Origin of the sequence: Streptomyces sp. ACA25 (assembly GCF_028200735.1) — a bacterium.
Lineage (GTDB): Bacteria > Actinomycetota > Actinomycetes > Streptomycetales > Streptomycetaceae > Streptomyces.
The window spans coordinates 330,447-354,694 of the sequence record NZ_JAQKPV010000003.1; the positions used below are offsets into that span (position 1 = coordinate 330,447).

38 protein-coding genes are annotated in these 24,248 nt (G+C 68.2%); 2 read left to right on the forward strand and 36 right to left on the reverse strand.

Annotated features, from left to right (window positions below):
• Nucleotides 1-131 precede the first annotated feature (131 nt).
• Both PJ985_RS07655 and PJ985_RS07660 read left to right on the forward strand, forming a co-directional pair.
• The gene (locus PJ985_RS07655) at nucleotides 132-866 is read left to right on the forward strand and encodes a response regulator (protein ID WP_271682817.1); all 735 of its coding nucleotides are present in this window, start codon (nucleotides 132-134) and stop codon (nucleotides 864-866) included.
• Nucleotides 867-1,011: 145 nt separating this feature from the next.
• Entirely contained in the window at nucleotides 1,012-1,896 is an 885-nt protein-coding gene (locus PJ985_RS07660) for a hypothetical protein (protein ID WP_271682818.1), read from the forward strand.
• 69 nt (nucleotides 1,897-1,965) lie between these two features.
• On the opposite strand, the gene truA is transcribed toward PJ985_RS07660, so the two are convergent.
• The 36 genes from truA to PJ985_RS07840 form a co-directional block, all read right to left on the reverse strand.
• On the reverse strand, nucleotides 1,966-2,859 hold the full coding sequence (gene truA, locus PJ985_RS07665; protein ID WP_443033435.1) for a tRNA pseudouridine(38-40) synthase TruA: 894 nt from the start codon (nucleotides 2,857-2,859) through the stop codon (nucleotides 1,966-1,968).
• 94 nt (nucleotides 2,860-2,953) lie between these two features.
• On the reverse strand, nucleotides 2,954-3,523 hold the full coding sequence (gene rplQ / locus PJ985_RS07670; RefSeq protein WP_271682819.1) for a 50S ribosomal protein L17: 570 nt from the start codon (nucleotides 3,521-3,523) through the stop codon (nucleotides 2,954-2,956).
• A gap of 137 nt (nucleotides 3,524-3,660) precedes the next feature.
• Nucleotides 3,661-4,683 (reverse strand): DNA-directed RNA polymerase subunit alpha, encoded by a 1,023-nt coding sequence (locus PJ985_RS07675; protein WP_271682820.1) that lies wholly within the window; start codon nucleotides 4,681-4,683, stop codon nucleotides 3,661-3,663.
• 116 nt (nucleotides 4,684-4,799) lie between these two features.
• Nucleotides 4,800-5,426 (reverse strand): 30S ribosomal protein S4, encoded by a 627-nt coding sequence (gene rpsD, locus PJ985_RS07680; RefSeq protein ID WP_271682821.1) that lies wholly within the window; start codon nucleotides 5,424-5,426, stop codon nucleotides 4,800-4,802.
• Nucleotides 5,427-5,453: 27 nt separating this feature from the next.
• Nucleotides 5,454-5,858, reverse strand: coding sequence for a 30S ribosomal protein S11 (gene rpsK, locus PJ985_RS07685; RefSeq protein WP_271682822.1), 405 nt, complete (start codon nucleotides 5,856-5,858; stop codon nucleotides 5,454-5,456).
• Nucleotides 5,859-5,923: 65 nt separating this feature from the next.
• Entirely contained in the window at nucleotides 5,924-6,304 is a 381-nt protein-coding gene (gene rpsM / locus PJ985_RS07690) for a 30S ribosomal protein S13 (protein WP_271682823.1), read from the reverse strand.
• Between the two features lie 189 nt (nucleotides 6,305-6,493).
• Nucleotides 6,494-6,607, reverse strand: a complete 114-nt coding sequence (rpmJ, locus tag PJ985_RS07695; protein WP_003956441.1) for a 50S ribosomal protein L36 — start codon at nucleotides 6,605-6,607, stop codon at nucleotides 6,494-6,496.
• Between the two features lie 26 nt (nucleotides 6,608-6,633).
• Nucleotides 6,634-6,855, reverse strand: coding sequence for a translation initiation factor IF-1 (gene infA / locus PJ985_RS07700; protein WP_003948620.1), 222 nt, complete (start codon nucleotides 6,853-6,855; stop codon nucleotides 6,634-6,636).
• Between the two features lie 207 nt (nucleotides 6,856-7,062).
• Nucleotides 7,063-7,908, reverse strand: a complete 846-nt coding sequence (gene map, locus PJ985_RS07705) for a type I methionyl aminopeptidase (protein ID WP_271682824.1) — start codon at nucleotides 7,906-7,908, stop codon at nucleotides 7,063-7,065.
• 97 nt (nucleotides 7,909-8,005) lie between these two features.
• Complete coding sequence (locus PJ985_RS07710; RefSeq protein WP_271682825.1) at nucleotides 8,006-8,662, reverse strand: adenylate kinase; 657 nt, start codon at nucleotides 8,660-8,662, stop codon at nucleotides 8,006-8,008.
• The gene (gene secY, locus PJ985_RS07715; protein ID WP_271682826.1) at nucleotides 8,662-9,972 is read right to left on the reverse strand and encodes a preprotein translocase subunit SecY; all 1,311 of its coding nucleotides are present in this window, start codon (nucleotides 9,970-9,972) and stop codon (nucleotides 8,662-8,664) included. Before secY ends, PJ985_RS07710 begins: the two co-directional genes overlap by 1 nt.
• Before the next feature lie 213 nt (nucleotides 9,973-10,185).
• On the reverse strand, nucleotides 10,186-10,641 hold the full coding sequence (gene rplO, locus PJ985_RS07720) for a 50S ribosomal protein L15 (protein ID WP_271682827.1): 456 nt from the start codon (nucleotides 10,639-10,641) through the stop codon (nucleotides 10,186-10,188).
• 1 nt (nucleotide 10,642) lies between these two features.
• Entirely contained in the window at nucleotides 10,643-10,825 is a 183-nt protein-coding gene (gene rpmD, locus PJ985_RS07725) for a 50S ribosomal protein L30 (RefSeq protein ID WP_271682828.1), read from the reverse strand.
• Nucleotides 10,825-11,424: a 30S ribosomal protein S5 gene (gene rpsE, locus PJ985_RS07730; protein WP_271682829.1), complete on the reverse strand. Its 600-nt coding sequence runs from the start codon at nucleotides 11,422-11,424 to the stop codon at nucleotides 10,825-10,827. Before rpsE ends, rpmD begins: the two co-directional genes overlap by 1 nt.
• Nucleotides 11,425-11,467: 43 nt before the next feature.
• Nucleotides 11,468-11,851 (reverse strand): 50S ribosomal protein L18, encoded by a 384-nt coding sequence (gene rplR / locus PJ985_RS07735; protein WP_271682830.1) that lies wholly within the window; start codon nucleotides 11,849-11,851, stop codon nucleotides 11,468-11,470.
• A gap of 3 nt (nucleotides 11,852-11,854) precedes the next feature.
• Nucleotides 11,855-12,394, reverse strand: coding sequence for a 50S ribosomal protein L6 (rplF, locus tag PJ985_RS07740; RefSeq protein WP_271682831.1), 540 nt, complete (start codon nucleotides 12,392-12,394; stop codon nucleotides 11,855-11,857).
• 25 nt (nucleotides 12,395-12,419) lie between these two features.
• Complete coding sequence (gene rpsH, locus PJ985_RS07745) at nucleotides 12,420-12,818, reverse strand: 30S ribosomal protein S8 (RefSeq protein WP_271682832.1); 399 nt, start codon at nucleotides 12,816-12,818, stop codon at nucleotides 12,420-12,422.
• Nucleotides 12,819-13,028: 210 nt separating this feature from the next.
• A complete protein-coding gene (locus tag PJ985_RS07750; RefSeq protein WP_271682833.1) occupies nucleotides 13,029-13,214 on the reverse strand; it encodes a type Z 30S ribosomal protein S14 in 186 nt (61 codons plus the stop codon).
• Between the two features lie 3 nt (nucleotides 13,215-13,217).
• The gene (rplE, locus tag PJ985_RS07755) at nucleotides 13,218-13,781 is read right to left on the reverse strand and encodes a 50S ribosomal protein L5 (protein ID WP_271682834.1); all 564 of its coding nucleotides are present in this window, start codon (nucleotides 13,779-13,781) and stop codon (nucleotides 13,218-13,220) included.
• The gene (gene rplX, locus PJ985_RS07760; protein WP_271682835.1) at nucleotides 13,781-14,104 is read right to left on the reverse strand and encodes a 50S ribosomal protein L24; all 324 of its coding nucleotides are present in this window, start codon (nucleotides 14,102-14,104) and stop codon (nucleotides 13,781-13,783) included. The genes rplE and rplX overlap by 1 nt, the downstream gene beginning before the upstream one ends.
• A gap of 3 nt (nucleotides 14,105-14,107) precedes the next feature.
• On the reverse strand, nucleotides 14,108-14,476 hold the full coding sequence (gene rplN, locus PJ985_RS07765; protein WP_019433424.1) for a 50S ribosomal protein L14: 369 nt from the start codon (nucleotides 14,474-14,476) through the stop codon (nucleotides 14,108-14,110).
• Between the two features lie 100 nt (nucleotides 14,477-14,576).
• Nucleotides 14,577-14,870, reverse strand: a complete 294-nt coding sequence (gene rpsQ / locus PJ985_RS07770) for a 30S ribosomal protein S17 (RefSeq protein WP_271682836.1) — start codon at nucleotides 14,868-14,870, stop codon at nucleotides 14,577-14,579.
• Nucleotides 14,870-15,094, reverse strand: a complete 225-nt coding sequence (rpmC, locus tag PJ985_RS07775) for a 50S ribosomal protein L29 (protein ID WP_271682837.1) — start codon at nucleotides 15,092-15,094, stop codon at nucleotides 14,870-14,872. The genes rpsQ and rpmC overlap by 1 nt, the downstream gene beginning before the upstream one ends.
• Nucleotides 15,094-15,513: a 50S ribosomal protein L16 gene (gene rplP, locus PJ985_RS07780; RefSeq protein WP_271682838.1), complete on the reverse strand. Its 420-nt coding sequence runs from the start codon at nucleotides 15,511-15,513 to the stop codon at nucleotides 15,094-15,096. The genes rpmC and rplP overlap by 1 nt, the downstream gene beginning before the upstream one ends.
• A 3-nt stretch (nucleotides 15,514-15,516) precedes the next feature.
• A complete protein-coding gene (rpsC, locus tag PJ985_RS07785; RefSeq protein WP_271682839.1) occupies nucleotides 15,517-16,365 on the reverse strand; it encodes a 30S ribosomal protein S3 in 849 nt (282 codons plus the stop codon).
• The gene (gene rplV / locus PJ985_RS07790; protein ID WP_271682898.1) at nucleotides 16,365-16,712 is read right to left on the reverse strand and encodes a 50S ribosomal protein L22; all 348 of its coding nucleotides are present in this window, start codon (nucleotides 16,710-16,712) and stop codon (nucleotides 16,365-16,367) included. Before rplV ends, rpsC begins: the two co-directional genes overlap by 1 nt.
• Before the next feature lie 42 nt (nucleotides 16,713-16,754).
• Nucleotides 16,755-17,036, reverse strand: a complete 282-nt coding sequence (gene rpsS, locus PJ985_RS07795; protein WP_271682840.1) for a 30S ribosomal protein S19 — start codon at nucleotides 17,034-17,036, stop codon at nucleotides 16,755-16,757.
• A gap of 11 nt (nucleotides 17,037-17,047) precedes the next feature.
• Complete coding sequence (gene rplB / locus PJ985_RS07800) at nucleotides 17,048-17,884, reverse strand: 50S ribosomal protein L2 (RefSeq protein WP_271682841.1); 837 nt, start codon at nucleotides 17,882-17,884, stop codon at nucleotides 17,048-17,050.
• Nucleotides 17,885-17,922: 38 nt separating this feature from the next.
• The gene (rplW, locus tag PJ985_RS07805) at nucleotides 17,923-18,264 is read right to left on the reverse strand and encodes a 50S ribosomal protein L23 (RefSeq protein WP_271682842.1); all 342 of its coding nucleotides are present in this window, start codon (nucleotides 18,262-18,264) and stop codon (nucleotides 17,923-17,925) included.
• Complete coding sequence (rplD, locus tag PJ985_RS07810) at nucleotides 18,264-18,938, reverse strand: 50S ribosomal protein L4 (protein WP_271682843.1); 675 nt, start codon at nucleotides 18,936-18,938, stop codon at nucleotides 18,264-18,266. Before rplD ends, rplW begins: the two co-directional genes overlap by 1 nt.
• Nucleotides 18,939-18,945: 7 nt before the next feature.
• Nucleotides 18,946-19,590 carry a 50S ribosomal protein L3 gene (gene rplC, locus PJ985_RS07815; protein WP_271682844.1) on the reverse strand — a complete coding sequence of 215 codons (645 nt, stop codon included), beginning with the start codon at nucleotides 19,588-19,590 and terminating at the stop codon, nucleotides 18,946-18,948.
• Between the two features lie 17 nt (nucleotides 19,591-19,607).
• Nucleotides 19,608-19,916 carry a 30S ribosomal protein S10 gene (gene rpsJ, locus PJ985_RS07820; protein WP_016473429.1) on the reverse strand — a complete coding sequence of 103 codons (309 nt, stop codon included), beginning with the start codon at nucleotides 19,914-19,916 and terminating at the stop codon, nucleotides 19,608-19,610.
• A gap of 474 nt (nucleotides 19,917-20,390) precedes the next feature.
• The gene (locus PJ985_RS07825; RefSeq protein WP_271682845.1) at nucleotides 20,391-21,866 is read right to left on the reverse strand and encodes a sodium/solute symporter; all 1,476 of its coding nucleotides are present in this window, start codon (nucleotides 21,864-21,866) and stop codon (nucleotides 20,391-20,393) included.
• Nucleotides 21,863-22,234, reverse strand: a complete 372-nt coding sequence (locus PJ985_RS07830) for a hypothetical protein (RefSeq protein ID WP_271682846.1) — start codon at nucleotides 22,232-22,234, stop codon at nucleotides 21,863-21,865. The genes PJ985_RS07825 and PJ985_RS07830 overlap by 4 nt, the downstream gene beginning before the upstream one ends.
• A 4-nt stretch (nucleotides 22,235-22,238) precedes the next feature.
• Nucleotides 22,239-22,979 (reverse strand): LytR/AlgR family response regulator transcription factor, encoded by a 741-nt coding sequence (locus PJ985_RS07835; protein ID WP_271682847.1) that lies wholly within the window; start codon nucleotides 22,977-22,979, stop codon nucleotides 22,239-22,241.
• Nucleotides 22,980-22,990: 11 nt separating this feature from the next.
• Nucleotides 22,991-24,076 (reverse strand): sensor histidine kinase, encoded by a 1,086-nt coding sequence (locus tag PJ985_RS07840; protein WP_271682848.1) that lies wholly within the window; start codon nucleotides 24,074-24,076, stop codon nucleotides 22,991-22,993.
• Nucleotides 24,077-24,248: the final 172 nt, after the last annotated feature.

A 24,248-nucleotide genomic window follows, 5' to 3' on the forward strand; every position in this document is an offset into this window, starting at 1 on the left:
CTACGAATGTTCGATTTCAGGGGGTCACCGGTGCGCTACTCTGCGCAGGGGAGACGGGCCTTGGGGCGTGAGGCCTGGTGTGCGCACTGTCACCGAGGAAGGGCCTCTTCATGCACCCCAGCACGTCAGTTGTGTCATCAGCCGCATCGGATCCCGGTTCGATCAAGGTGCTCGTCGTCGACGATCAGCACCTGGTGCGTGCCGGCGTCAGAGCACTGATCGAATCCACCCCCGGTATGCACGTCATCGGTGAAGCGTCCTTCGGCGAGGAGGGAGTGGCCCGGGCAGCCCGCCTCCGCCCCGATGTGGTGCTGATGGACATCCGCATGCCGGGCATGGACGGCATCACCGCCACCGAACGGATTCTGGCCCACCACACCTCCCCCTTACCTCGCGTGCTGATCCTCACCGGGTTCGACCTCGACCGGTACGTCCATGCCTCCCTGCGGGCCGGTGCCTCCGGCTTCCTGCTCAAGAACGGCGACCCGGAACGCCTCACGGCGGCGATCCAGGCGGTGGCTCACGGAGACATGTACTTCACCCCGAGCGTCTCCCAGCGCCTGGTCGACCACTACGTCGCGCAGGCGGACCTCACCTCGTGCCTCCCCGGCAAACTCGAGGCCCTCACCACGCGCGAACGCGAAATACTCCAGCTCACCGCCCGCGGGCTCTCCAACGCGGACATGGCCGAGCACTTGGTCATCAGCGAGACCACCGTGAAATCCCACCTCAACCGCGCCATGACCAAACTCGCCCTGAAGAGCCGTGCCCAAGCCGTGGTCTTCGCCTACGAGACCGGGCTCGTCATACCGCGCAGCATCCCGGAGCGCGTTCACGAGGTGCATTACCCCGCCGCCGTGGAGTGACCCGGAAGGAGACCCCGGGCTCATCGCGGAGGCAGGGTTGAGCTGCTGCCACGGCGTGCTCCTGCGGGCCGGCACCGCTGCCGTGCCGGTCGGGGGTACCCGCACCGAGGCAGGCCCTGGCTGACACGGCATTAGGATGCGACGCATGAGCTACGGGCAGGGGGGACTCCCGGGGGGTTCCGGGGGTTCGCAGTGGGATTCGCCGCAGACACCGGACTGGAGCGCGCTGGCCGCCGAGGCGGACCGCACGCGGGCCCGCCGGCGCCGCCTGGTGATCGGTGGTGGGGCCGTGGCCGCGCTCGCGGTGGGGACCCTGGTCGCGCTCGCCATCGTTCATCAGAGCGGTGGCGGGGACGACGGCGCCGCCGGCGGGCCGTCCGTCTCGGCGCCCGCGGAGACGGACGTGCCCACGGACGCCGCCGGGGCGGAGCCCACGTTCGCGGAGACCAGCCTGCCGCCGCTGCCCAAGCCGCACGAATTCGTGTCGGACGCCGACAAGGACACCGCCCCGTTCACCCCGGAGGAGTTCTTCGCCGGTGACACGATGACCGTGGACGGCCGGGAGTACACCAGAGTCACCACGCATGCCGCCGAGGACTGCTCTCTCGCGGTGACCGAGAACCTGGCCGCGGTTCTCGGTGAGCACGGCTGCGCCGCTTTCCTGCGCGCCACCTACGTGGCGGACGGGGTGGCCGTCACCGTCGGCGTGGGCCAGTTCGGCACCGTGGAGGACGCGGCGGCGGCCAAGGCAGCCGCCACCCCGCACGTCCGCCCCCTGACCGGCGAGGGTGTTCCGGCCTTCTGCGACCGCGGCGGCTGCCGGACCACCTCGAACCAGGCCGGCCGCTACGCCTACTTCACCCTCGCCGGGAACAGCGACAACACACCGGACAGCGGGGACGGCACTCCGGCCCAGCAGGCGGCCCGGGACGGCAACGACCACGCCTACGCCCGCATCGTGCAGCGTGGCGAGGCCCAGGCATCCGCCTCGGCGAGCGCGCTGGTGGAGGAACGCCGCGGCACCGACTGAGCGCTGCCAGGGGATCTCCCGGCCGGGCACGGCTCCCCGTGCCCGGTGTCCGGGGCCGCCGGGCGCGGCTCAGCAGCAGCCGGCCGGGGCGGGCAGTGTGCGCCGGTTGCGGGACGCCGCGTTCCTGGAGGCCAGCTGCTCGTCCGCCGGGTAGCCGACCTCTTCCAGGGTCAGGCCGTGCGGGCGCACCACGTGCACCGCGGAGTCCCGGACCCGGGCGGCCAGCACCTGGCCGGCCCACGCGGGCGGGCGGTGCCCGTCCCCCACGAAGAGCAGTGCGCCGACCAGCGCCCGCACCATGTTGTGGCAGAAGGCGTCGGCCTGCACCTCGGCCTCCAGCACACCGTCCCGGCGGCGCACCCAGCGCAGGGTCTGCAGGGTGCGGATGGTCGTCGCGCCGTCCCGCTTCTTGCAGAAGGCGGCGAAGTCGTGCTCGCCGAGCAGGCGCTCGGCTGCCGCGTTCATCGCGTCCACGTCCAGCGGCCAGTTGTGCCACAGCACGTGCCCGCGCTGCAGCGGGTCGACACCGCCGGGGTGATCACTGACCCGGTACGCGTAGCGGCGCCAGATCGCGGAGAACCGGGCGTCGAAATGCGGCGGCGCCTCGGCCGCCCGCCACACCCGGATGTCCTGCGGCAGCCGTCCGGCGAGCCGGCGCAGCAGCTTGTCGTGCTGTTGCGCCCACACCTCGGCCGGCAGGTCCACGTGCGCGACCTGTCCCCGGGCATGCACTCCCGCGTCGGTGCGGCCCGCGACGGTCAGCTCGGCGTGCTGTCCGGACCGGGTCACGATGCGCAGCGCCTCCTCCAGCTCCTGCTGGACGGTCCGCTGCCCGCCGCGCTGCTTTGCCCAGCCGGAGAACCCGGACCCGTCGTAGGAGAGGTCCAGCCGCACCCGGACGGGAGGGGGCGCCGCGGGGGCGGTCCCGGGCAGGGTGGTGTCCTGGAGAGGCTCGGTGGTCACCGGATGATCCTTTCGAACGCCGCCGGGCCTGCTCCCCGCACAGGGGAACAGGCCCGGCGTTGCGGACTCGGGGCACGCGTCACGGGGACACGTGTCAGGCGTCCTTCTTGCCCTCGTCCTCGGTCGTGCCCTCGGCCTCGTCGGCCTTGCCCTCGGAATCGGCCTTGCTCTCGGCCTTCTCCGCGGGAGCGGTGTCCTTGCTCACGTCAGCGTTGGCGACCGCGTCGGACGGAGCCGGCGCGGCGCTCTCCTTGACGGAGCGCTTCGTGGCGGCCTCGGCCTCGCCGACCGCCTCCTGCTGCACGGTGAGGGCCTCCACCAGCTCGATGACCGCCATCGGGGCGTTGTCGCCACGACGCGGGCCGATCTTGGTGATGCGGAGGTACCCGCCGGGACGGTTCGCGAACTGCGGACCGATCTCCGTGAACAGGGTGTGCACGACACTCTTGTCGCGGATGGTCTGCATGACCTGGCGACGGTTGTGCAGGTCGCCCTTCTTGGCCTTGGTGATCAGACGCTCGGCCACCGGGCGCAGGCGCCGGGCCTTGGCCTCGGTGGTGGTGATGCGGCCGTGCTCGAACAGCGCGGTGGCCAGGTTCGCCAGCATGAGTCGCTGGTGCGCCGGGCCTCCGCCGAGACGGCGGCCCTTCGTGGGCTGGGGCATCGGGGGTCTCTCCTCTTCTCTGCACCGGCCGTGTCAGGTACCGATGTCAGCATGCCGGCGGGCTGCTGCCCGCCGGAGATCCGGGGGCCCGGTGTGCGGGCCCCCGGACACGTGCGGTGCGGTGTGCGGGACCGTGCTCAGTACTGCTCGGTCTCCACGAACCCGGTGTCGCCCTCGTCGTCCGCGCCGAAGGCGTCCGCCGCGGTGGTCGGGTCGAATCCGGGAGGGCTGTCCTTCAGGGCCAGGCCCATGCCGGCCAGCTTGGCCTTGACCTCGTCGATCGACTTCGCACCGAAGTTGCGGATGTCGAGCAGATCGGCCTCGGAACGGGCGACGAGTTCACCCACCGAGTGGATGCCCTCACGCTTGAGGCAGTTGTAGGAGCGGACCGTGAGCTCCAGCTCCTCGATCGGCAGCGCGAGGTCGGCGGCGAGCGCGGCGTCGGTGGGCGAGGGGCCCATGTCGATGCCCTCGGCGTCGATGTTGAGCTCACGGGCCAGGCCGAACAGCTCGACCAGGGTCTTGCCGGCGGACGCCATGGAGTCGCGCGGCCGCATCGACTCCTTGGTCTCGACATCGACGATCAGCTTGTCGAAGTCGGTCCGCTGCTCGACTCGGGTCGCCTCGACCTTGTAGGTGACCTTCAGTACCGGGCTGTAGATGGAGTCGACCGGGATCCGGCCGATCTCCTGGCCCGCGGCCTTGTTCTGGACGGCGGAGACGTAGCCGCGACCGCGCTCGACGGTCAGCTCCATCTCCAGCTTGCCCTTGGCGTTGAGGGACGCCAGGACCAGGTCGGGGTTGTGCACCTCGACACCGGCCGGCGGGGCGATGTCAGCGGCGGTGACCAGGCCCGGGCCCTGCTTGCGCAGGTACATCACGACGGGCTCGTCGTGCTCCGAGGAGACGACCAGCTGCTTGATGTTGAGGATGAGGTCGGTGACGTCCTCCTTGACGCCCGGCACGGTGGTGAACTCGTGCAGCACTCCGTCGACCCGGATGCTGGTCACGGCCGCACCGGGGATCGAGGAGAGCAGCGTGCGCCGCAGGGAGTTTCCGAGGGTGTAGCCGAAACCCGGCTCCAGCGGCTCGATCACGAACCGGGAGCGGAACTCGTCGACGACCTCTTCGGTCAGGGAGGGACGCTGAGCGATCAGCATGTGAGTGACTCCAGTCTTCGGCACCCGCTATTTGATGCCAAACCAGACAACGTGTTTCAAGGATACGGGCGGAATCCCCGGCAACGCGAGATTCCGCCCGTACTGTCGGTCTCTGCCTACTTCGAGTAGAGCTCGACGATCAGCTGCTCCTGCACCTGGGTGTCGATCACCTGGCGCTCGGGCAGCGAGTGGACAAGGACCCGCAGCTTGGTGGGCACGGACTCCAGCCAGGCCGGAACCGTCTTGTCGCCGGCCTCCGCCTGAGCCACCTGGAAGGGGGTCAGGTTACGGGAGGACTCGCGGACCTCGATGATGTCACTGGGTGAGACGCGGGCCGACGGGATGTCGGTCTTGCGTCCGTTCACCGTGATGTGACCGTGCCGCACGAGCTGACGGGCGTGGTCGCGGGACTTGGCGAAGCCGGCCCGGTAGACCACGTTGTCCAGGCGGGACTCGAGGATCCGCAGCAGGTTCTCGCCGGTCTTGCCCTGCTGCCGGTTCGCCTCGTTGTAGTACCCACGGAACTGCTTCTCAAGGACACCGTAGATGCGGGCACACTTCTGCTTCTCACGCTTCTGCAGCAGGTACTCGCTGTCCTTGGTGCGCCCGCGACCGTGCTCACCCGGGGGGTAAGGACGGATCTCGATCGGGCACTTCGCGCTCTCGCACTTGCTCCCCTTGAGGAAGAGCTTCTGCTTCTCCCGACGGCATCGCTTGCAGTCGGCCCCGGTGTAACGCGCCATTATTTCTTGTCTCCTACTTCAGCTGAATCAGACGCGGCGGCGCTTGGGCGGGCGGCAGCCGTTGTGCGGGGTCGGCGTGACGTCCTGGATCGAGCCGACCTCCAGGCCGGTGGCCTGGAGCGAGCGGATCGCGGTCTCGCGGCCGGAGCCGGGACCCTTCACGAAGACGTCCACCTTGCGCATGCCGTGCTCCTGCGCACGACGGCCGGCACTCTCGGCGGCCATCTGGGCGGCGTAGGGGGTGGACTTGCGGGACCCCTTGAAGCCGACATGGCCGGCCGAGGCCCAAGAGATCACATTGCCGGTCGGGTCAGTGATCGAGACGATGGTGTTGTTGAACGTGCTCTTGATGTGAGCATGCCCGTGCGCAATGTTCTTCTTTTCCTTGCGGCGCACCTTCTTGGCGCCCGCCGTACGGCCCTTCGGAGGCATATGGGTTACTCCCGTGGAGGTGGTCGGTCCTGCAACGCGGACCGCTTGTCAGCGTCCGGTGCGGACTACTTCTTGCCCGGCTTCTTCTTGCCGGCGATCGCGCGACGCGGTCCCTTGCGGGTGCGGGCGTTGGTCTTGGTGCGCTGGCCGCGGACCGGGAGACCCCGGCGGTGGCGGATGCCGGCGTAGCTGCCGATCTCCACCTTGCGGCGGATGTCGGCCTGCACCTCGCGACGGAGGTCACCCTCGGTCTTGATGTGGTTCTCCACGTACTCACGGATCTTGACGAGGTCTTCCTCGGCGAGATCGCGGACGCGGGTGTCGGGGTGGACCCCAGTGGAACTGAGGGTCTCCTTGGCAAGGGTACGCCCGATGCCGAAGACGTAGGTGAGGGCGATCTCGATGCGCTTTTCGCGCGGGAGATCAACGCCTACGACGCGTGCCATGTACGGCTCCTGGTGGGTATTCGGAGGTCTTCTGCAGCACCGTTCCCGTAAGACTCCGCAGTGTTACGAGCCGGGTCCCCGGCCTCCGGCCGAGGGTGTCGTCCCCGCGCAGGGCGAGGGGTCGGGTGTCTGCATATTTCTTTGTGTACGTCGCGCGAAGTGGCTGCGGTAGTGCGTGGCGGTCTGCGGTCAGCCCTGGCGCTGCTTGTGGCGCAGGTTGTCGCAAATGACCATGACCCGGCCGTGACGCCGGATCACCTTGCACTTGTCGCAGATCTTCTTGACGCTCGGCTTGACCTTCATCAGACTGAGGTTCTCCGGGTCTCGATCTACTTGTACCGGTAGACGATCCGCCCACGGGTCAGGTCGTAGGGAGAGAGCTCCACCACGACCCGGTCGTCGGGGAGGATACGGATGTAGTGCATCCGCATCTTGCCACTGATGTGCGCGAGGACCTGGTGCCCGTTCTGGAGCTCCACCTTGAACATCGCGTTCGGGAGAGACTCGACGACGGTGCCCTCGATCTCGATGGCCCCTTGTTTTTTGGCCATGCTTGAGCGCTTCACCTTCCGAATCGGCTACCTGGACAGCCCTGACACAGGAGTGCACCAGGACCGACGCACCAGTCTACGGCACCCTCTCCGGAAAGACGAATCCGCTATACATGCCCCGCGGTGGAGATCCCTAATCGCCCCGGGGCCCACGAGCGCTTCCCCGCCCCCGGCCCCCGGTACCCGGCCCTGCGGCCCCCAGGGCCCTCAGGCCAACGGGTCGGGGGCCGCGGAGACACCCAGCTCGGCAAGCCTGGCCCGGCCACCGTCCGGCGCGGTCAGCACCAGCGGGCCGTCCTCGGTGAGCGCGACCGAGTGCTCCCAGTGCGCCGCCAGGGACCCGTCATCGGTCTTGACGGTCCACTCGTCGTCCAGCACGTGGGTCTTCGCGGTGCCCAGGGACACCATCGGCTCGATCGCCAGGCACATCCCCGGCACCAGCTTCGGATTGTGCCGGCCGACCAGCCGCCGGCGGTCCACGTAGTTCAGCAGGTGCGGGTCCATGTGCATCTCGCTGCCGATGCCGTGACCACCGTAGTCCTCGACGATGCCGTACTTTCCCCCGTCGAGCCGGCGCTGCCGCCGTAGGTACCCCTCGATCGCCCGGGAGATGTCCAGCAGCCGGTTGCCCTTGCGCATCGCGGCGATACCGGCCCAGAGGGAGGCCTCCGTCACCTTGCTGAGCTCCACGGACTCCGGGGCGTGCTGCTCCCCCACCAGGATGGTGAGCGCCGCGTCCCCGTGCCAGCCGTCGATGATGGCCCCCGCGTCCACCGAGAGCAGATCGCCCTCGCGGAGCACGGTCTCCCGGTCGGGGATGCCGTGCACCACGACGTCGTTCACCGAGGTGCAGATGTTGCCGGGAAAGCCGCCGTACCCGAGGAAATTCGGCGTCGCCCCGTGGTCGGAAAGCACCTTCGCGGCAACCTCGTCGAGGTCCTTGGTCGTGGCTCCGGGCACCGCGGCGGCGGCGCAGGCACGGTGCATCTCCGCGACGACAAGACCTGCCGCGCGCATGGTGGCAATCTGCTCGGGGGTCTTGATCTCGACCATGAGGATTCCTTCTCTGTACCGGGGACGCAGACAAGCGTACGGCCGTGGTGCCCGGGCGGACACCACGGCCGTACGTTGTTCCGCTGCCGGACCTCCGTCAGGCGCCACGCCGCGGCAGCGCCGCCAGCGCGCGCTGGGTGACCTCGGGGACCGCACCGAGAGCCGGGACCGACGCCACCAGGTCCTGCTTGCGGTAGTAGTCGATGATCGGCTCGGTCTCCTGGTGGTAGACCTCCAGGCGCTTGCGCACCGTCTCCTCGCGGTCGTCCTCCCGCTGGTACAGCTCCGCGCCGCAGTGGTCGCACCGACCGGGGTTCTTCGGCTTGCTGTACTCCGTGTGGAAGATGTGGCTGCTGTCCGCCCGGCACATCCGCCGTCCGGCGATGCGCTTCACCACCTCGTCCTCGGGGGCCTCCAGGTCGAGCACCACGTCCAGCTGCCGGGCCGTCTCCCGCAGCATGACGTCCAGGGCCTCCGCCTGGCCGATGTTGCGCGGGAAGCCGTCCAGCAGAAACCCGTCCTCGGCGTCCGGCTGCGCCATCCGGTCCGCGGCCATCCCGATGGTGATCTCGTCCGGTACCAGGCGGCCGTCGCGCATGTACTCCTGCGCTTTGCGGCCCAGCTCGGTGCCCTGGCCGATGTTGGCCCGGAACAGATCTCCGGTGGAGATGTGCGGAATACCCAGATTCTCGGCGAGCAGTGCGGCTTGTGTTCCCTTGCCCGCACCTGGCGGTCCGACGAGGACGATACGCATCAGCGGAGGAACCCTTCGTAGTTTCGCTGGTGGAGCTGGCTCTCAATCTGCCGAACTGTCTCCAGACCGACGCCCACGATGATGAGGATCGAGGTACCGCCGAAGGGGAACTCCCCCTGCGCGTTGAAGAGGATCAGAGCGACAGTGGGAACCAGGGCGATCAGACCCAGATAGATCGATCCCGGCCACGTGATGCGGTTCAGCACGTAGCTCAGGTACTCGACCGTGGGCCGACCTGCCCGGATGCCCGGAATGAAGCCACCATACTTCTTCATGTTTTCGGCCACGTCCTCGGGGTTGAACGTGATGGCCACATAGAAGAAGGCGAAGAAAACGATCAGCAGGAAGTAGCTGACGATGTAGGTCGGGCTGTCCATCTGCGTGAAGTTCCGCTGGACCCAGTCCGACCAGGCGCTGTCGGAGTTGCTGAACGTCACCAGCAGGGCGGGGATGTACAGCAGCGAGGACGCGAAGATGACCGGGATCACACCCGCCTGGTTGACCTTCAGCGGGATGTAGGTCGAGGTCCCGCCGTACGAGCGGCGTCCGATCATCCGCTTCGCGTACTGCACGGGGATACGGCGCTGGGCGAGCTCCACGAAGACGACCAGACCGACCATGGCGAGACCGCAGACGACGACCACGCCGAACTCGATCCAGCCGCCGGCCATGTCGCCCTGCTCCTGGATCCGCATCAGAGCGGTCGGGAAGCCGGCGGCGATGGAGACGAACATCAGCATGGACATACCGTTGCCGATACCGCGGTCGGTGATCAGCTCACCCAGCCACATGATCAGCGCGGTGGCCGAGGTCAGCGTGATGATCATGACCAGGGTGGGGAAGATCGAGTCATCGGGGATGATCGGCTCGGTGCACCCGGGGAAGAGGGTGCCACTGCGAGCGGTGGCGACCAGACCGGTGGCCTGCAGCACGGCCAGAGCGACCGTCAGGTAGCGGGTGTACTGGGTGATCTTCGCCTGCCCCGACTGCCCCTCCTTCTTGAGGGCCTCGAGCCGTGGGATCACCACGACCAGCAGCTGCAGAATGATGCTCGCCGTGATGTACGGCATGATCCCGAGCGCGAAGATGGTCAACTGCATCAGGGCGCCGCCACTGAACATGTCGACCAGACCGAAGAGACCGGCGTCGCGGTCCTGGATCTGTTCCATGCAGTACTGGACGTTCTGATAGCTCACACCCGGAGTCGGGACGTGCGCCCCGAACCGGAACAGCACCACGATGCCGAGCGTGAACAGCAGCTTCTTGCGCAGGTCGGGCGTCTGGAACGCTCGGGCGAACGCGGTGAGCACGATTCCTCCTGCGCCCCCCGCGTCGCACGCGAGAGGTGACGGTCTTGAGGTCAACGGATATGGAGCAAGTCAAGAACCGCGGCCGGATCGGTCGGCCGAGCAGCCGCGGAAGTCAACAACGCACGCCACCTTACCGGCGACAGTGCTCCACCGGAACGACTGACCGGGGACGCCTGTAAACAGACATCCCCGGTCAGTAACGCATTTTCCGGCTCAGAGGAGCTCGGTGACGGTGCCGCCGGCCGCGGTGATCTTCTCCTTGGCGGAGCCGGAGACGGCGTCGACCGTCACCTGCAGCGCCACGGTGATCTCACCGGAACCGAGCACCTTCACGAGCTCGTTCTTGCGCACGGCGCCCTTGGCGACCAGATCGGCCACCGTGACCTCGCCCCCGGACGGGTACAGCGCGGCCAGCTTCTCCAGGTTCACCACCTGGAACTGCTTGTGGGCGGGGTTCTTGAAGCCCTTGAGCTTGGGCAGCCGCATGTGCAGCGGCAGCTGACCACCCTCGAAGCCTGCGGGAACCTGGTACCGGGCCTTGGTGCCCTTGGTGCCGCGACCCGCGGTCTTACCCTTGGAACCCTCACCTCGGCCGACCCGGGTCTTGGCGGTCTTGGCGCCCGGGGCGGGCCGGAGGTTGTGGACCTTCAGCGGCTTGTTCTCCGCCATCTCAGTCGACCTCCTCGACCGACACGAGGTGCCGCACGGCGTTGGCCATGCCGCGGATCTCGGGGCGGTCCTCCTTGACGACCACATCGTTGACGCGCCGCAGCCCGAGCGAGCGCAGCGTGTCGCGGTGGTTCTGCTTGCTGCCGATGTAGGACTTGTTCTGCGTGATCTTCAGGCGGGCCATTACGCACCCACCCCGGCACGCGCCCGCAGCAGAGCGGCGGGAGCCACGTCCTCCAGCGGCAGGCCGCGGCGGGCCGCGATCTCCTCGGGGCGCTGAAGCCCCTGCAGAGCGGCCACCGTGGCGTGCACGATGTTGATCGGGTTGGACGAGCCGAGCGACTTGCTCAGCACGTCGTGGATACCGGCGCACTCCAGCACGGCGCGCACCGGACCACCGGCGATCACACCGGTACCGGGGGAAGCCGGCTTGAGCAGCACGACACCGGCTGCCTTCTCACCCTGGATGGGGTGCGGAATGGTGCCCTGGATCTTGGGGACCTTGAAGAAGTTCTTCTTGGCCTCCTCGACACCCTTGGCAATGGCGGCCGGAACTTCCTTGGCCTTGCCATATCCGACACCCACGGTGCCGTCACCGTCGCCCACCACGACCAGCGCGGTAAAGCTGAAGCGACGACCACCCTTCACAACCTTGGCGACACGGTTGATCGCGACGACTCGTTCGACGTACGCGGTCTTCTCGGCGGCGGCGCCGCCGTCCCGGCCCTTGCGGTCCCGGCGGTCGCCACCGGCGCCGCCACCGCGGCGCTGGGGTCCAGCCATTGGAATTACCTCTCTCGTTTACGTCCGCGCGTGCGGAACCGGCTCAGAACTTGAGCCCGGCCTCGCGGGCGGCGTCAGCCAGAGCGGCAATCCGCCCTGCGTATTTGTTACCGCCGCGGTCGAACACGACGGCTTCGATGCCGGCTGCCTTGGCACGCTCGGCGACCAGTGCGCCGACCTGCTTGGCCTGAGCGCTCTTGTCGCCCTCGGCACCGCGGATGGATGCGTCGAGCGACGAGGCGGAGGCCAGCGTGTGGCCCTGCACGTCATCGACGACCTGCGCCACCATGTGGCGGTTGGAGCGCGTCACGACCAGCCGCGGGCGCTCGGGGGTACCCGAGACCTTCTTGCGGATGCGGATGTGACGGCGCTTGGTGGCCGTCCGCTTGCGGGCGTCACCCTTGGCAATCTTCACACCGTATGCCATGGCTTACTTACCAGCCTTTCCGACCTTGCGGCGGATGACTTCGCCCGCGTACTTGACGCCCTTGGCCTTGTACGGGTCGGGCTTGCGCAGCTTGCGGATGTTGGCGGCAACCTCGCCGACCTTCTGCTTGTCGATACCCTCGACACTCAGCTTGGTCGGAGATTCGACCTTGAAGGAAATCCCCTCGGGGGCCTCCACCACGATCGAGTGGCTGTAGCCCAGCGAGAACTCGAGGTTCGAGCCCTTCGCCAGTACGCGGTAACCCACGCCGCTGATCTCGAGATTCTTGCGGTATCCCTCGGTCACGCCAGTGATCATGTTCGCCACCAGCGTGCGGGACAGGCCGTGCAGGGCCCTGTTCTGACGCTCGTCGTTCGGACGGGTGACGACGACCGCGCCGTCCTCACCCTTGGCGACCGCGATGGGCGTGGCGACAGTGTGCGCCAGGGACCCCTTGGGACCCTTCACCTCGACTGTCTGCCCATCGATGGTGACGTCCACACCGGCGGGAACCTGGATGGGGAGCTTGCCGATACGCGACATTGCTGTTCTCCTCCGTTCCCTTCCGTTACCAGACGTAGGCGAGGACTTCCCCACCCACACCCTTCTTGTTCGCCTGCTTGTCGGTGAGTAGACCGTAGGACGTGGAGATGATCGCCACGCCCAGGCCGCCGAGCACCTTCGGCAGGTTGGTGGACTTTGCGTAGACCCGAAGGCCCGGCTTCGAAATCCGCTTGATGCCGGCGATCGAGCGCTCACGGTTCGGGCCGAACTTCAGCTCGAGCACGAGATTGCTGCCCACCGCGGCGTCCTCGGTACGCCAGCCGGTGATGTAGCCCTCCTGCTGGAGAATCTCCGCGATGTGCGACTTGATCTTGCTGTGCGGCATCGCGACGGAGTCGTGATACGCCGAGTTCGCGTTTCGCAGACGAGTCAGCATGTCTGCGATCGGATCGGTCATGGTCATGTGATGGCCTTCGGCCTCTCTCGCCGGGGTTTCCTGTCTGCGCCATCCCTCTCCCCGCTGAAGAGCGGGACGGGTGCGGTGCGGGGACCTACGGCGTAGTAAGACGGTCATGGGCGGCGGGCGCCCAACCCTTCCACTCTAGGTGATCAGGTCGGGTCCGCCCGCCATCCATCTGCTTACCGAGAGCCCTGGGCAGCCTGTTGGGGCTGGTTACCAGGAGCTCTTGGTCACGCCCGGCAGCTCGCCGCGGTGGGCCATCTCACGAAGGCACACACGGCACAGGCCGAACTTGCGGTAGACGGAGTGGGGCCGGCCGCAACGCTGGCAGCGCGTGTAGCCACGCACCGCGAACTTGGGCTTGCGGTTGGCCTTGGCAATCAGGGACTTTTTCGCCACGGCTCACGCCTCCTTGAACGGGAATCCGAGGTGACGCAGCAGGGCGCGGCCTTCCTCGTCGTTGGTCGCCGTGGTCACCACGGTGATGTCCATGCCCCGGACCCGGTCGAGCTTGTCCTGGTCGATCTCGTGGAACATGACCTGCTCGGTCAGACCGAAGGTGTAGTTGCCCCGGCCGTCGAACTGCTTCGGCGACAGCCCGCGGAAGTCGCGGATGCGCGGCAGCGCGAGCGACAGCAGGCGGTCGAGGAACTCCCACATGCGGTCGCCCCGCAGGGTGACGTGGGCACCGATCGGCTGGCCCTCGCGCAGCTTGAACTGCGCGATCGACTTCCGGGCCTTGGTCACGGCGGGCTTCTGGCCGGTGATCGTGGCGAGGTCGCGGATGGCGCCCTCGATCAGCTTGGAGTCGCGGGCTGCGTCGCCCACGCCCATGTTGACCACGATCTTGGTGAGACCGGGGGTCTGCATGATGTTCTCGTACTGGAACTGGTCACGCAGCTTGCCCGCGATCTCCTCGCGGTAGCGCGTCTTCAGACGCGGCTGGGTCGGCGTAGCGGTCGTCATCAGATGTCCTCACCGGTTCGCTTGGCAACGCGGATCTTGTTGCCCTCTTCGTCGAAGCGGTAGCCGACACGGGTGGGGACCTTCTGGCCGTCCTTCTCCACGACGAGCGCGACATTGCTCACGTGGACCGGAGCCTCGGTCGTCACGATGCCACCGGTCTGCGAACCGCGAGCGGTCTGGCCGGCCTTGGTGTGCTTCTTGACCCGGTTGACGCCTTCGACCAGGACTCGGTCCTCGCGGGGGTAGGCCACAATGACCTTGCCCTGCTTGCCCCGGTCCTTGCCGGTGATGACCTGGACCAGGTCGCCCTTCTTGATCTTCATCGGTTACAGCACCTCCGGCGCGAGCGAGATGATCTTCATGAACTTCTTCTCGCGCAGTTCACGGCCCACCGGGCCGAAGATGCGGGTACCGCGGGGGTCGCCGTCGTTCTTGAGAATGACGGCGGCGTTCTCGTCGAAGCGGATGTAGGAACCGTCGGGACGACGGCGCTCCTTGACGGCACGCACGATGACGGCCTTGACGACGTCACCCTTCTTCACGTTGCCACCGGGGATCGCGTCCTTGACGGTGGCAACGATCACGTCGCCGATACCCGCGTAGCGGCGACCGGAGCCGCCGAGAACACGGATGCAAAGGATTTCCTTCGCACCAGTGTTGTCGGCGACACGCAGTCGCGACTCCTGCTGGATCACGTCTGTCTCCTGATCGTCTGCCGGTTCCCGGTGGGGTCCGGACCTGCTGGGGCCCTGCCCCACCGAGCCTGGCGGAACTGGTCCTGAGGGAACTCAGGAATTACTTGGCCTTCTCGAGGATCTCGACGATGCGCCAGCGCTTGGTCGCGGACAGGGGACGGGTCTCCATCAGGAGAACCCGGTCACCGATGCCCGCAGCGTTCTGCTCGTCGTGAGCCTTGAGCTTGTTGGTACGGCGGATGATCTTGCCGTAGAGGGCGTGCTTGACACGGTCCTCGACAGCGACGACGACGGTCTTGTCCATCTTGTCGCTGACGACGAGGCCCTCTCGGGTCTTGCGCCGGCCGCGCGCGGCAATGTCTTCAGTCGTCTCAGTCATCTTCTTCTCGCTCATCAGGAGCTTTCCACCGCCTCGATACCGAGCTCGCGCTCACGCATGAGGGTGTAGATGCGGGCGATGTCCTTACGGACGGCCTTCAGCCGGCTGTTGTTCTCCAGCTGTCCGGTCGCGGCCTGGAAACGGAGCCGAAACAGCTCCTCCTTGGCCTCACGCAGCTTCACCACGAGTTCCTCGTTGTTCAGCTCCCGCAGCTCGGTCACCTTGGTACCGACCGCCATCACGACTCACCTGCCTCGCGCCGAACGATCCGGCACTTCATCGGAAGCTTGTGAGCAGCGCGGATGAGCGCCTCACGAGCAATCTTCTCGTTGGGGTACGACAGCTCGAACATCACCCGTCCCGGCTTGACGTTCGCGACCCACCACTCGGGCGAGCCCTTACCGGAACCCATGCGGGTCTCGGCGGGCTTCTTGGTCAGCGGACGGTCCGGGTAGATGTTGATCCACACCTTGCCGCCACGCTTGATGTGACGGGTCATGGAGATACGAGCTGCCTCGATCTGCCGGTTCGTCACATAAGCCGCGGTGACGGCCTGGATACCGTACTCACCGAACGCAACCTCGGTGCCGCCCTTGGCCATGCCCTTGCGCTTCGGGTGGTGCTGCTTGCGGTGCTTGACCCTGCGCGGGATCAGCATGAGTCAGCCTTCCTTTCCAGCGTTACCCGAGGACGCCTCCGCCGGAGCGGACTCGGCCTTCGGAGCCTCGGCCTTGGCCTCGGCGGCCGGGGCCTGCTGCGGCTTGCGGCCACGGCCCCCGCGCTCGCCACGGCCGCGCGGGGCGCGGTCGCCACCGGCGCCGGCACCGCCACGCGACGGGCGGTTGCCCGCCCGGGCAGCGGCGTTCTCCGCGCGCACCTCGGAGATGTTCTTGACGTCGCCCTTGTAGATCCAGACCTTCACACCGATGCGGCCGAAGGTGGTCTTGGCCTCGAAGAAGCCGTAGTCCACGTTCGCGCGCAGGGTGTGCAGGGGAACCCGGCCCTCGCGGTAGAACTCGGAGCGGGACATCTCGGCACCGCCGAGACGGCCGCCGCACTGGATCTTGATGCCCTTGGCGCCGGCCTTCATGGTGCTCTGCATGCTCTTGCGCATCGCACGGCGGAAGGAGACGCGGGAGGACAGCTGCTCAGCGACGGCCTGGGCCACCAGCTGCGCGTCCAGCTCGGGGTTCTTGACCTCGAGGATGTTGAACTGGATCTGCTTCCCGGTCAGCTTCTCCAGGTTGCCCCGGAGCCGGTCGGCCTCCGCGCCGCGGCGGCCGATGACGATGCCCGGCCGGGCGGTGTGGACGTCGACGCGAACGCGGTCACGGGTGCGCTCGATCTCCACCTTGGAGATGCCGGCCCGCTCCATGCCCTGCGTGAGCATGCGGCGGATCGCGACGTCTTCCTTGACGTAGTCCTTGTACAGCTTGTCGGCGTACCAACGCGACTTGAAGTCGGTGGTGATGCCGAGCCGGAACCCGTGCGGGTTTACCTTCTGGCCCATTACCGGGTTCCTTCCTTGCTGCTGACGACCACGGTGATGTGGCTGGTCCGCTTGCGGATCCGGAAGGCACGCCCCTGGGCGCGCGGCCGGAACCGCTTGAGCGTCGGGCCCTCGTCGACGTATGCCTCGGAAATGACGAGACCGTCGATGTCGGTGTGGTCGTGGTTGTGCGCGGCGTTGGCAATGGCGCTGTCCAGCACCTTGCCCACCGGCACGCTGGCGGCCTGCGGGGCGAAGCGCAGGACCGCCTGAGCCTCCGTGGCGCTCATGCCACGGATGAGGTCCACCACCCGGCGGGCCTTCATGGGCGTGACGCGGATGTACCGCGCCTGGGCCCTGGCTTCCATGGTTGTCCCTTCGGTGTCAGTCATAGTCTTCACACCCGCCGGTCAGCGACGCCGCGATTTGCGGTCGTCCTTCACGTGGCCACGGAAGGTGCGGGTCGGCGCGAACTCGCCGAGCTTGTGGCCGACCATCGACTCGGTGACGAACACCGGGACGTGCTTCCGACCGTCATGCACCGCGATCGTGTGCCCGAGCATGTCCGGGACGATCATCGAGCGCCGGGACCAGGTCTTGATGACGTTCTTGGTGCCTGCCTCGTTCTGTACGTCCACCTTCTTGGTCAGGTGGTCGTCGACGAAGGGCCCCTTCTTGAGACTGCGCGGCATCTAACCCGCTCCTAGCGCTTCTTGTTCGTCTTGCGGCGGCGGACGATGTACTTGTTGCTGGCCTTCTTCGGCGAGCGCGTACGTCCTTCCTTCTTGCCCCAGGGCGAGACCGGGTGGCGACCACCGGAAGTCTTGCCCTCACCACCACCGTGGGGGTGGTCGACGGGGTTCATGACCACGCCGCGGACGGTCGGGCGGACGCCCTTCCAGCGCATCCGGCCGGCCTTGCCCCAGTTGATGTTCGACTGCTCGGCGTTGCCGACCTCGCCCACAGTGGCGCGGCAGCGGGAGTCGACCAGCCGGATCTCACCGGAGGGCATACGCAGGTGGGCCATCGTGCCCTCCCGCGCCAGCAGCTGCACGGAGGCACCCGCGGAGCGGGCGAACTTCGCGCCGCCACCGGGCCGCAGCTCGATGGCGTGGATGACCGTACCCACCGGGATGTGGCGGAGCGGAAGGTTGTTGCCCGGCTTGATGTCCGAGCCGGGGCCGTTCTCCACGCGGTCGCCCTGCTTCAGGCCGGCGGGAGCGATGATGTACCGCTTCTCACCGTCCACGTAGTGCAGGAGCGCGATGCGCGCGGTGCGGTTGGGGTCGTACTCGATGTGCGCGACCTTGGCCGGCACGCCGTCCTTGTCGTGTCGACGGAAGTCGATCACGCGGTAGGCGCGCTTGTGGCCACCACCCTGGTGTCGGGCGGTCACACGACCGGCGTTGTTACGGCCGCCCTTGCTGTGCAGCGGGCGGACCAGCGACTTCTCCGGCGTGGACCGCGTGATCTCGACGAAGTCGGCGACGCTGGAGCCACGACGGCCCGGGGTCGTCGGCTTGTACTTGCGGATTCCCATTTCTCAGTCCTCGTCCGATATCGGACGACTCGGCTCCGTCAGGAGACCGGGCCGCCGAAGATGTCGATGCTGTCGCCCTCGGCGAGGGTCACGATGGCGCGCTTGGTGTCTGCGCGCTTGCCGTAACCGGTGCGGGTCCGCTTGCGCTTGCCCTGCCGGTTGATGGTGTTGACCCCGGTGACCTTGACCGTGAAGATCGCCTCGACGGCCTGCTTGATCTGGGTCTTGTTGGCCCGCGGGTCGACGAGGAACGTGTACTTGTTCTCGTCGAGCAGCGCGTAGCTCTTCTCGGAGACCACCGGCTTGATCAGCACGTCACGGGGGTCCGTGAACGTCTTGCTGGTCACGCCCTCGACGGTGATCGGAGTTGCCTCGCTCATCAGGCGTCGCTCCCTTCGAGCTCGGACTCGGAGGCGACGGCCTTCCCGGCCGCGGCCGGACCGGCCACGAAGCTGTCGAAGGCGGTCTTCGTGAAGACCACGTCGTCGGAGACGAGTACGTCGTAGGTGTTCAGCTGTCCCGGGTCCAGGATGTGGACCTGGGGCAGGTTACGGGCGGAGAGCCACGCGGCCTCGTCGGACCGCTCGACGACCAGGAGCACGTTCTTGCGCTCGCTGATCCTGCCGAACAGGGTCTTGGCGACCTTGGTGGAGATCTCGCCCTCGACCACGCCGGTAACGACGTGGATGCGGTCGTGGCGCGCCCGGTCGGAGAGGGCACCGCGCAGGGCGGCGGCCTTCATCTTCTTGGGGGTCCGCTGCGAGTAGTCGCGCGGCACAGGGCCGTGCACGACGCCACCGCCGGCGAACTGCGGCGCGCGGGTCGAACCCTGACGGGCGCGGCCGGTGCCCTTCTGGCGGTACGGCTTGCGGCCACCGCCACGGACCTCGGCGCGGGTCTTGGTCTTGTGCGTGCCCTGACGGGCAGCGGCCAGCTGTGCGACAACGACCTGGTGGATCAGCGGAATGCTGACCTGCACGTCGAAGATCTCCGCGGGGAGCTCGACGGTCCCGGCCTTGTCGCCTGCCGGCGAAAGGATGTCAATGGTGCTCATCGTTACCTCAGGCCCCCTTGGCCGCGGTACGGACCAGGACGAGGCCGCCGTTCGGACCGGGGACTGCGCCCTTGATGAGCAGCAGGCCCTTCTCCGCGTCAACGGCATGGACGGTCAGGTTCTGGGTGGTGACCCGCTCGTTACCCATCCGGCCGGCCATCCGCATGCCCTTGAACACGCGGCCCGGAGTGGCGCAGCCACCGATGGAACCGGGCTTGCGGTGCACGCGGTGGGCGCCGTGGGAGGCCTTGCCACCGGCGAAACCATGGCGCTTCATGACACCGGCGGTGCCCTTGCCCTTGGTCTTGCCGGTCACGTCGACCTTGAGGCCGGACTCGAACACCTCGGCAGTGACTTCCTGACCGAGCGTGTACTCACCGGCGTCGTTGGTCCGCAGCTCCACCAGGTGGCGGCGCGGGGTGACGTCGGCCTTGGCGAAGTGGCCCTTGAGGGGCTTGTTCACCTTGCGCGGGTCGATCTCGCCGAAGGCGATCTGGACGGCGTCGTAGCCGTCCCTGTCATTGGTGCGCACCTGGGTCACGACACAGGGCCCGGCCTTGACGACGGTCACCGGGACGATGCGGTTGTTCTCGTCCCAGACCTGAGTCATGCCGAGCTTCTCGCCCAGGACTCCCTTGATCTGCTTAGCCATCTTGATCCCCGCGCCTCTCAGAGCTTGATCTCGATGTCAACGCCGGCCGGAAGGTCCAGGCGCATCAGCGAGTCAACGGTCTTGGGAGTCGGGTCGAGGATGTCGATCAGACGCTTGTGGGTACGCATCTCGAAGTGCTCGCGCGAGTCCTTGTACTTGTGCGGCGACTTGATGACGCAGTACACGTTCTTCTCAGTGGGCAGCGGCACCGGGCCCGCGACCGACGCACCAGTACGCGTCACCGTCTCGACGATCTTCTTCGCCGAGTTGTCGATGACCTCGTGGTCGTAGGCCTTGAGCCGGATGCGGATCTTCTGTCCCGCCATGGCTACTTCGTAGTCCTGTCTCTCGTCAACGCTCTGGAACCCGCTTCCGTCCGCCCCTGCTCCGACCCACGCGGTCGGGCGTGTCGCCTTCTGCCCCGGACTTCACCGCAGGGAAAACCTGACAGCGGACCAGCCGAGGCCAGTACGTTTCGGAACATTTTGAGGGGGGTGGACTTCCACCGGGTGCCTGGCTGACGCCCCGCCCACGCTTCCCGGAAGATCCCGGTACTTCCGCCCCTGCCCTCATGATCAGGGCGAACAGTGGGGCGACGAATACAGTGGGACTCGCTTCCGGTCCTCCCGGCGGGAGACGCGCAGCATCGACGCACAGCCGAGCAACCTGGACAGTGTGCCATACCGGACACAGCCGTCGCCAATCGAGCCTTGGCCTGTGATGCTACTCACCGCCACCGCCACCACCACCGCCGGTTCCGCGGCACATGTGCGGCACAGGCGCGCCGCGGCCGGCCGGGTTCACTGCGGCTGACCGGGCAGGTGCAGCCGCAGCACCGCCCGTTCGGCCCACTCCGGTGGCCTGCCCAGCAGCGAGACCCCCATCATGACCGCGAACGCCAGTGGCACGGTCCAGGCCGCGGGCTGGGCCAGCATCACCACGAGCCATCCGGTTCCCGGGTTCGCCACCACCGAGGCCAGGGCCGCCCCGGTAGCGGTGCACACGCCGGCCACCAGCCCGGCCGCCGCTCCGGTCACCGTCAGCCCTCGCCACCAGATGCCCAGCACGAGAAGAGGACAGAAGGTGGAGGCCGCGACCGCGAAGGCCCAGCCCACCAGCACATTGATGTCGACGCCTTCGGCCGGAAGGGACAGCAGCACCGCCACCAGCGCGCCGGCGGCCACCGCCAGCCGCAACCGGTTCACCCCCGAGGAGCCGGTGCGGGACAGGTCGTGCGAGAGCCCGCCCGCCAGGGCGAGCAGCAGCCCGGAGGACGTGGACAGGAACGCCGCGAAGGCCCCGGCCGCCACCAGCGCGGTCAGCACCGCACCCCAGGTTCCCGGCACGATCTGGCTCGGCAGCACCACGGCGACGGTGTCGGTGTCGCCGGTGTTCGCCAACTCCGGGGTGAACACCCGGCCCAGCAGGCCGTAGACGGCCGGGAACAGATAGAAGACGCCCAGCAGCACGATCACCCCGACCGCCACCCGCCGGGCCACCCGGGCCGTGGGGCTGGTGTGGAACCGCATGATCACGTGCGGCAGGCCGACCGCGCCCAGCGTGGTGGCCAGCAGCACCGACCAGGTGGCGAGCAGCGGCAGGCCGGAGCCGTCCAGGTCCAGCAGCGGGCGGCCCCAGTCGGTGACGTCCACCCGCAGCGCCTCGGTCCGGGCCCCCTCCCCGGCCCGGAGCAGCAGCACCACCGCGGGCACCGCGATGAACAGCAGTTTCACCAGGTAGTGGAAGGCCTGGACATAGGTGGCCGAGCGCATCCCGCCGGCCGCGATCGACACACTCACCACCAGGCCGGCCAGCACCACGCCCACCCAGTAGGGCGTCCCGCTGACCAGTTGCAGCACCACCCCGGCCCCCTTGAACTGCGGGACCAGATAGAGCCACATGATGACCAGCACGATGACGGCGCAGAGCTTGCGGATCGCCTGCGAGCCGAGCCGGTAGTCGGCGAAGTCCGGCACCGTGTAGGCGCCGGAGCGGCGCATCGGCCCGGCCACCAGCGCGGCCACCGCCACGTAGCCGGCGGTGAAGCCGACCGCGTACCACAGCGTGCCGATGCCGTTCTTGAGCATCAGCCCGGCCAGCCCGAGCACGGAGGCAGCCGAGATGTACTCGCCGGCGATGGCCATCGCGTTCCAGCCCGGCTTCACCCGGTGCGAGGCGATCAGGAAGTCAGGGGTGCTGCGGGCTGCCCGGACCCCGTACAGGCCGATGATCATGCTTGCGCAGAGCAGCAGGCCGATGGCGAGCAGCCCCGTCATCCCGGCCGCTCCGCGCCGTCCTCGATGCGCTCCGCCCGGCGTACGTGCAGCACGGCGATGACCAGCAGCATCGGGTAGCTGGCGGCCATCAGCAGCATCCAGGAGACCGGGACACCGCCGAGGGTGATCCGGCCCAGCGCCGGCGCGGCGGCGAGCAGCCCGCTGAGGCCGAACAGCAGCAGCCCGAGCTGCCCCAGGGTGTGCAGCGCGAGCCGGCGCTGCCGCGCGAAGACCGCCCGGCCTGCGACGGTGTCCGTGTCCTCACCCGGTTCGGGCAGCGGCAGCAGATGCTGCGCCGGGCGGTGCCTGCGGGACAGCGCGATCCGGGTCTGCGGACTGGTGACACGGACCCGGCGGCCGGAGGTCACGTGGTCATCTCGTTTCGTTCCGGACGGCGCTGAGCAGCCGCTCCTTCAGCGTGCGGGCGTGCCGCCGGCTGACCGGCACATCACCGGCGGGGGTACTGGCGAGCAGACCGGAGGAGCTGGTGACCCGCAGATCGCGGACCCAGCGGACGGCCACCAGGTACCCGCGGTGAGCCCGGACGAAGCCGGCCGGCCCCCACACCTCCTCCAGATGGGACAGCGGCAGCCGGATGAGATGGGCGTCGTCCGCGGTGTGCAGCCGGACGTAGTCACCGTGCGCCTCGGCGAACTGGATGTCGTCCCGGTGCACGAAGACGGTGTGCCGCCCGGTCTCGATCTGGACCACCGCGAGGTCGTCGACGGGCTGGGCCTCCGGCTCCGGCCCGGACCGGTGCAGGGAGCGGACCCGGCTGACGGCTTCGGCCAGCCGCTCGGGGCGGATGGGCTTGAGCAGGTAGTCGGCGGCCCCTATGCCGAACGCCTCGACGGCATGGCTCTCCGACGCCGTGACGAAGACTATGGCCGGCGGCGCGGACAGCATGCCCAGGATGCGGGCGACCTCCATGCCGTCGAGGCCGGGCATGGAGATGTCCAGGAAGACCGCGTCGTAGCTCTTGGTGCCCAGCAGCCGGACCGCGGACTCGCCGCTGTCCGCCGCGGTCACTTCGGTGATGCCGGGCAGTCCGGCCAGCATGTCGGCGAGCTCCTCGCGGGTGAACGTCTCGTCCTCCACCACCAGCACACGCATGCTTGCGCACCTCATTCGGCAACGACTCCTCGCATGAACCGGGGCACCCGGATGACCACCTTGGTACCGCTTCCTGGCGCTGTCTCGATGACCAGCCCGTACTCCGGGCCGTAGACGGTGCGCAGCCGCCGGTCGACGTTGGCGAGCCCCACCGACCCCGAGCTCCCGTCCGTGCGGGTGGCCCGGCCGGGTCCGCGCGACGGCCTGCCGGCGAGCAGGGCCCTGGCCAGCGCGGGGTCCATACCCACCCCGTCATCCTCCACCTCGATGACGCACAGCGGCCCCTCGCCGTAGCCGGAAACGGAGATGCTGCCCTTTCCCGGCTTCGGCTCCAGACCGTGCCGGACGGCGTTCTCCACGATCGGCTGCACCACCAGGAACGGCAGGGCGACCGGCAGGATCTCCGGGGCCATCCGCACGGTGAGCTCCATCCGGTCGTCGAACCGTGCCCGCTGCAGTTCGAGGTACGTCTGGATGGCCTGGAGCTCGGCCGCGACCGTCGCGTAGTCACCCTGCGTGGAAAAGCTGTAGCGCAGGTAGTCGGCGAAGTCGTTGAGCAGTGTCCGGGCCCGGTCCGGATCCACCCGGATGCGGGCGGCGATGACCGCCAGGGCATTGTGCAGAAAGTGCGGCGAGATCTGCGCCCGCAGGGTGCGGAGGTCGGCCTGTGCGATGCGGCTGCGGGCCCGCTGCAGCGCCGCGTGGTCCAGGGACAGGGCGACGTGCCGGCCCGTCACGGTCAGCTCCGCCTCCCCCGCACCGCGGGCGATCAGTGCCCCGGTGAGCTCTCCGGCGACGATCAGCGGCACCGCGGACCAGGGCGGACGGTGGGCGGGCGTGCCGTCCTCGTACGCCTGGGCCAGCAGCGTGGTCAGCTCGTCCTCGGCGGGCCTCGGCCCGGCCACCGCCACCGGACCGTCCAGGTCGGCGAGCACCACGGTGTCGCACCGGAGCAGCCGTCGCAGCCTGCGGGCGGCAGCCGCGGAGCCCGAGCCGTGCAGCCCGTCCCGCAGCGCGGCATCGACGTCCAGAGCAGCTGTCAGCACCGCGGCGGTTTCACCGGCGGACGGCGGACGGCGGTGCAGACGCTGCAGCATACTTCCGAGATTAAGCGCTGGCCGAGGGCACGGTCAGCTCTCGCGGACGACACGATTGCGCCGCGAAGGAGACACGGGCCTCGCCAGGGCTGCGCGATCTGCGCGCCCCGGGACGGGAGGGCCGGGGGCAGCGGGCGTGTGTCCCCGTGCACGGGGACCGTTCCGACGGGTA

Bases quoted from the DNA above. Each gene is read 5' to 3' on its own strand.
- rpsH (WP_271682832.1), bottom strand. From the start codon at position 12,818: ATGACCATGACCGATCCGATCGCAGACATGCTGACTCGTCTGCGAAAC.
- rplV (WP_271682898.1), bottom strand. From the start codon at position 16,712: ATGGAAGCCAGGGCCCAGGCGCGGTACATCCGCGTCACGCCCATGAAG.
- rpmC (WP_271682837.1), bottom strand. From the start codon at position 15,094: ATGGCGGTCGGTACCAAGGTGACCGAGCTGCGGGAGCTGAACAACGAG.
- rpsD (WP_271682821.1), bottom strand. From the start codon at position 5,426: ATGGCGCGTTACACCGGGGCCGACTGCAAGCGATGCCGTCGGGAGAAG.
- rplB (WP_271682841.1), bottom strand. From the start codon at position 17,884: ATGGGAATCCGCAAGTACAAGCCGACGACCCCGGGCCGTCGTGGCTCC.
- PJ985_RS07840 (WP_271682848.1), bottom strand. From the start codon at position 24,076: ATGCTGCAGCGTCTGCACCGCCGTCCGCCGTCCGCCGGTGAAACCGCC.
- infA (WP_003948620.1), bottom strand. From the start codon at position 6,855: ATGGCCAAAAAACAAGGGGCCATCGAGATCGAGGGCACCGTCGTCGAG.
- rplC (WP_271682844.1), bottom strand. From the start codon at position 19,590: ATGGCTAAGCAGATCAAGGGAGTCCTGGGCGAGAAGCTCGGCATGACT.
- rplE (WP_271682834.1), bottom strand. From the start codon at position 13,781: ATGACGACCGCTACGCCGACCCAGCCGCGTCTGAAGACGCGCTACCGC.
- rpsM (WP_271682823.1), bottom strand. From the start codon at position 6,304: ATGGCACGCGTCGTAGGCGTTGATCTCCCGCGCGAAAAGCGCATCGAG.
- rplP (WP_271682838.1), bottom strand. From the start codon at position 15,513: ATGCTGATCCCGCGCAGGGTCAAGCACCGCAAGCAGCACCACCCGAAG.
- PJ985_RS07825 (WP_271682845.1), bottom strand. From the start codon at position 21,866: ATGACGGGGCTGCTCGCCATCGGCCTGCTGCTCTGCGCAAGCATGATC.
- rplF (WP_271682831.1), bottom strand. From the start codon at position 12,394: ATGTCGCGTATCGGCAAGCTCCCCATCCAGGTTCCCGCCGGTGTGGAC.
- map (WP_271682824.1), bottom strand. From the start codon at position 7,908: ATGGTCGAGATCAAGACCCCCGAGCAGATTGCCACCATGCGCGCGGCA.
- rpsC (WP_271682839.1), bottom strand. From the start codon at position 16,365: ATGGGCCAGAAGGTAAACCCGCACGGGTTCCGGCTCGGCATCACCACC.
- rpsE (WP_271682829.1), bottom strand. From the start codon at position 11,424: ATGGCTGGACCCCAGCGCCGCGGTGGCGGCGCCGGTGGCGACCGCCGG.
- rpsQ (WP_271682836.1), bottom strand. From the start codon at position 14,870: ATGAGCGAGAAGAAGATGACTGAGACGACTGAAGACATTGCCGCGCGC.
- rpsS (WP_271682840.1), bottom strand. From the start codon at position 17,036: ATGCCGCGCAGTCTCAAGAAGGGGCCCTTCGTCGACGACCACCTGACC.
- rplR (WP_271682830.1), bottom strand. From the start codon at position 11,851: ATGGCATACGGTGTGAAGATTGCCAAGGGTGACGCCCGCAAGCGGACG.
- rplW (WP_271682842.1), bottom strand. From the start codon at position 18,264: ATGAGCGAGGCAACTCCGATCACCGTCGAGGGCGTGACCAGCAAGACG.
- rpmD (WP_271682828.1), bottom strand. From the start codon at position 10,825: ATGGCCCGCCTGAAGATCACGCAGAACAAGTCCTACATCGGCAGCAAG.
- rpsJ (WP_016473429.1), bottom strand. From the start codon at position 19,916: ATGGCGGGACAGAAGATCCGCATCCGGCTCAAGGCCTACGACCACGAG.
- rplD (WP_271682843.1), bottom strand. From the start codon at position 18,938: ATGAGCACCATTGACATCCTTTCGCCGGCAGGCGACAAGGCCGGGACC.
- PJ985_RS07835 (WP_271682847.1), bottom strand. From the start codon at position 22,979: ATGCGTGTGCTGGTGGTGGAGGACGAGACGTTCACCCGCGAGGAGCTC.
- rplX (WP_271682835.1), bottom strand. From the start codon at position 14,104: ATGAAGATCAAGAAGGGCGACCTGGTCCAGGTCATCACCGGCAAGGAC.
- PJ985_RS07660 (WP_271682818.1), top strand. From the start codon at position 1,012: ATGAGCTACGGGCAGGGGGGACTCCCGGGGGGTTCCGGGGGTTCGCAG.
- PJ985_RS07675 (WP_271682820.1), bottom strand. From the start codon at position 4,683: ATGCTGATCGCTCAGCGTCCCTCCCTGACCGAAGAGGTCGTCGACGAG.
- PJ985_RS07710 (WP_271682825.1), bottom strand. From the start codon at position 8,662: ATGCGTATCGTCCTCGTCGGACCGCCAGGTGCGGGCAAGGGAACACAA.
- rplQ (WP_271682819.1), bottom strand. From the start codon at position 3,523: ATGCCCCAGCCCACGAAGGGCCGCCGTCTCGGCGGAGGCCCGGCGCAC.
- rpsK (WP_271682822.1), bottom strand. From the start codon at position 5,858: ATGCCTCCGAAGGGCCGTACGGCGGGCGCCAAGAAGGTGCGCCGCAAG.
- rpmJ (WP_003956441.1), bottom strand. From the start codon at position 6,607: ATGAAGGTCAAGCCGAGCGTCAAGAAGATCTGCGACAAGTGCAAGGTG.
- rplO (WP_271682827.1), bottom strand. From the start codon at position 10,641: ATGGCGGAGAACAAGCCGCTGAAGGTCCACAACCTCCGGCCCGCCCCG.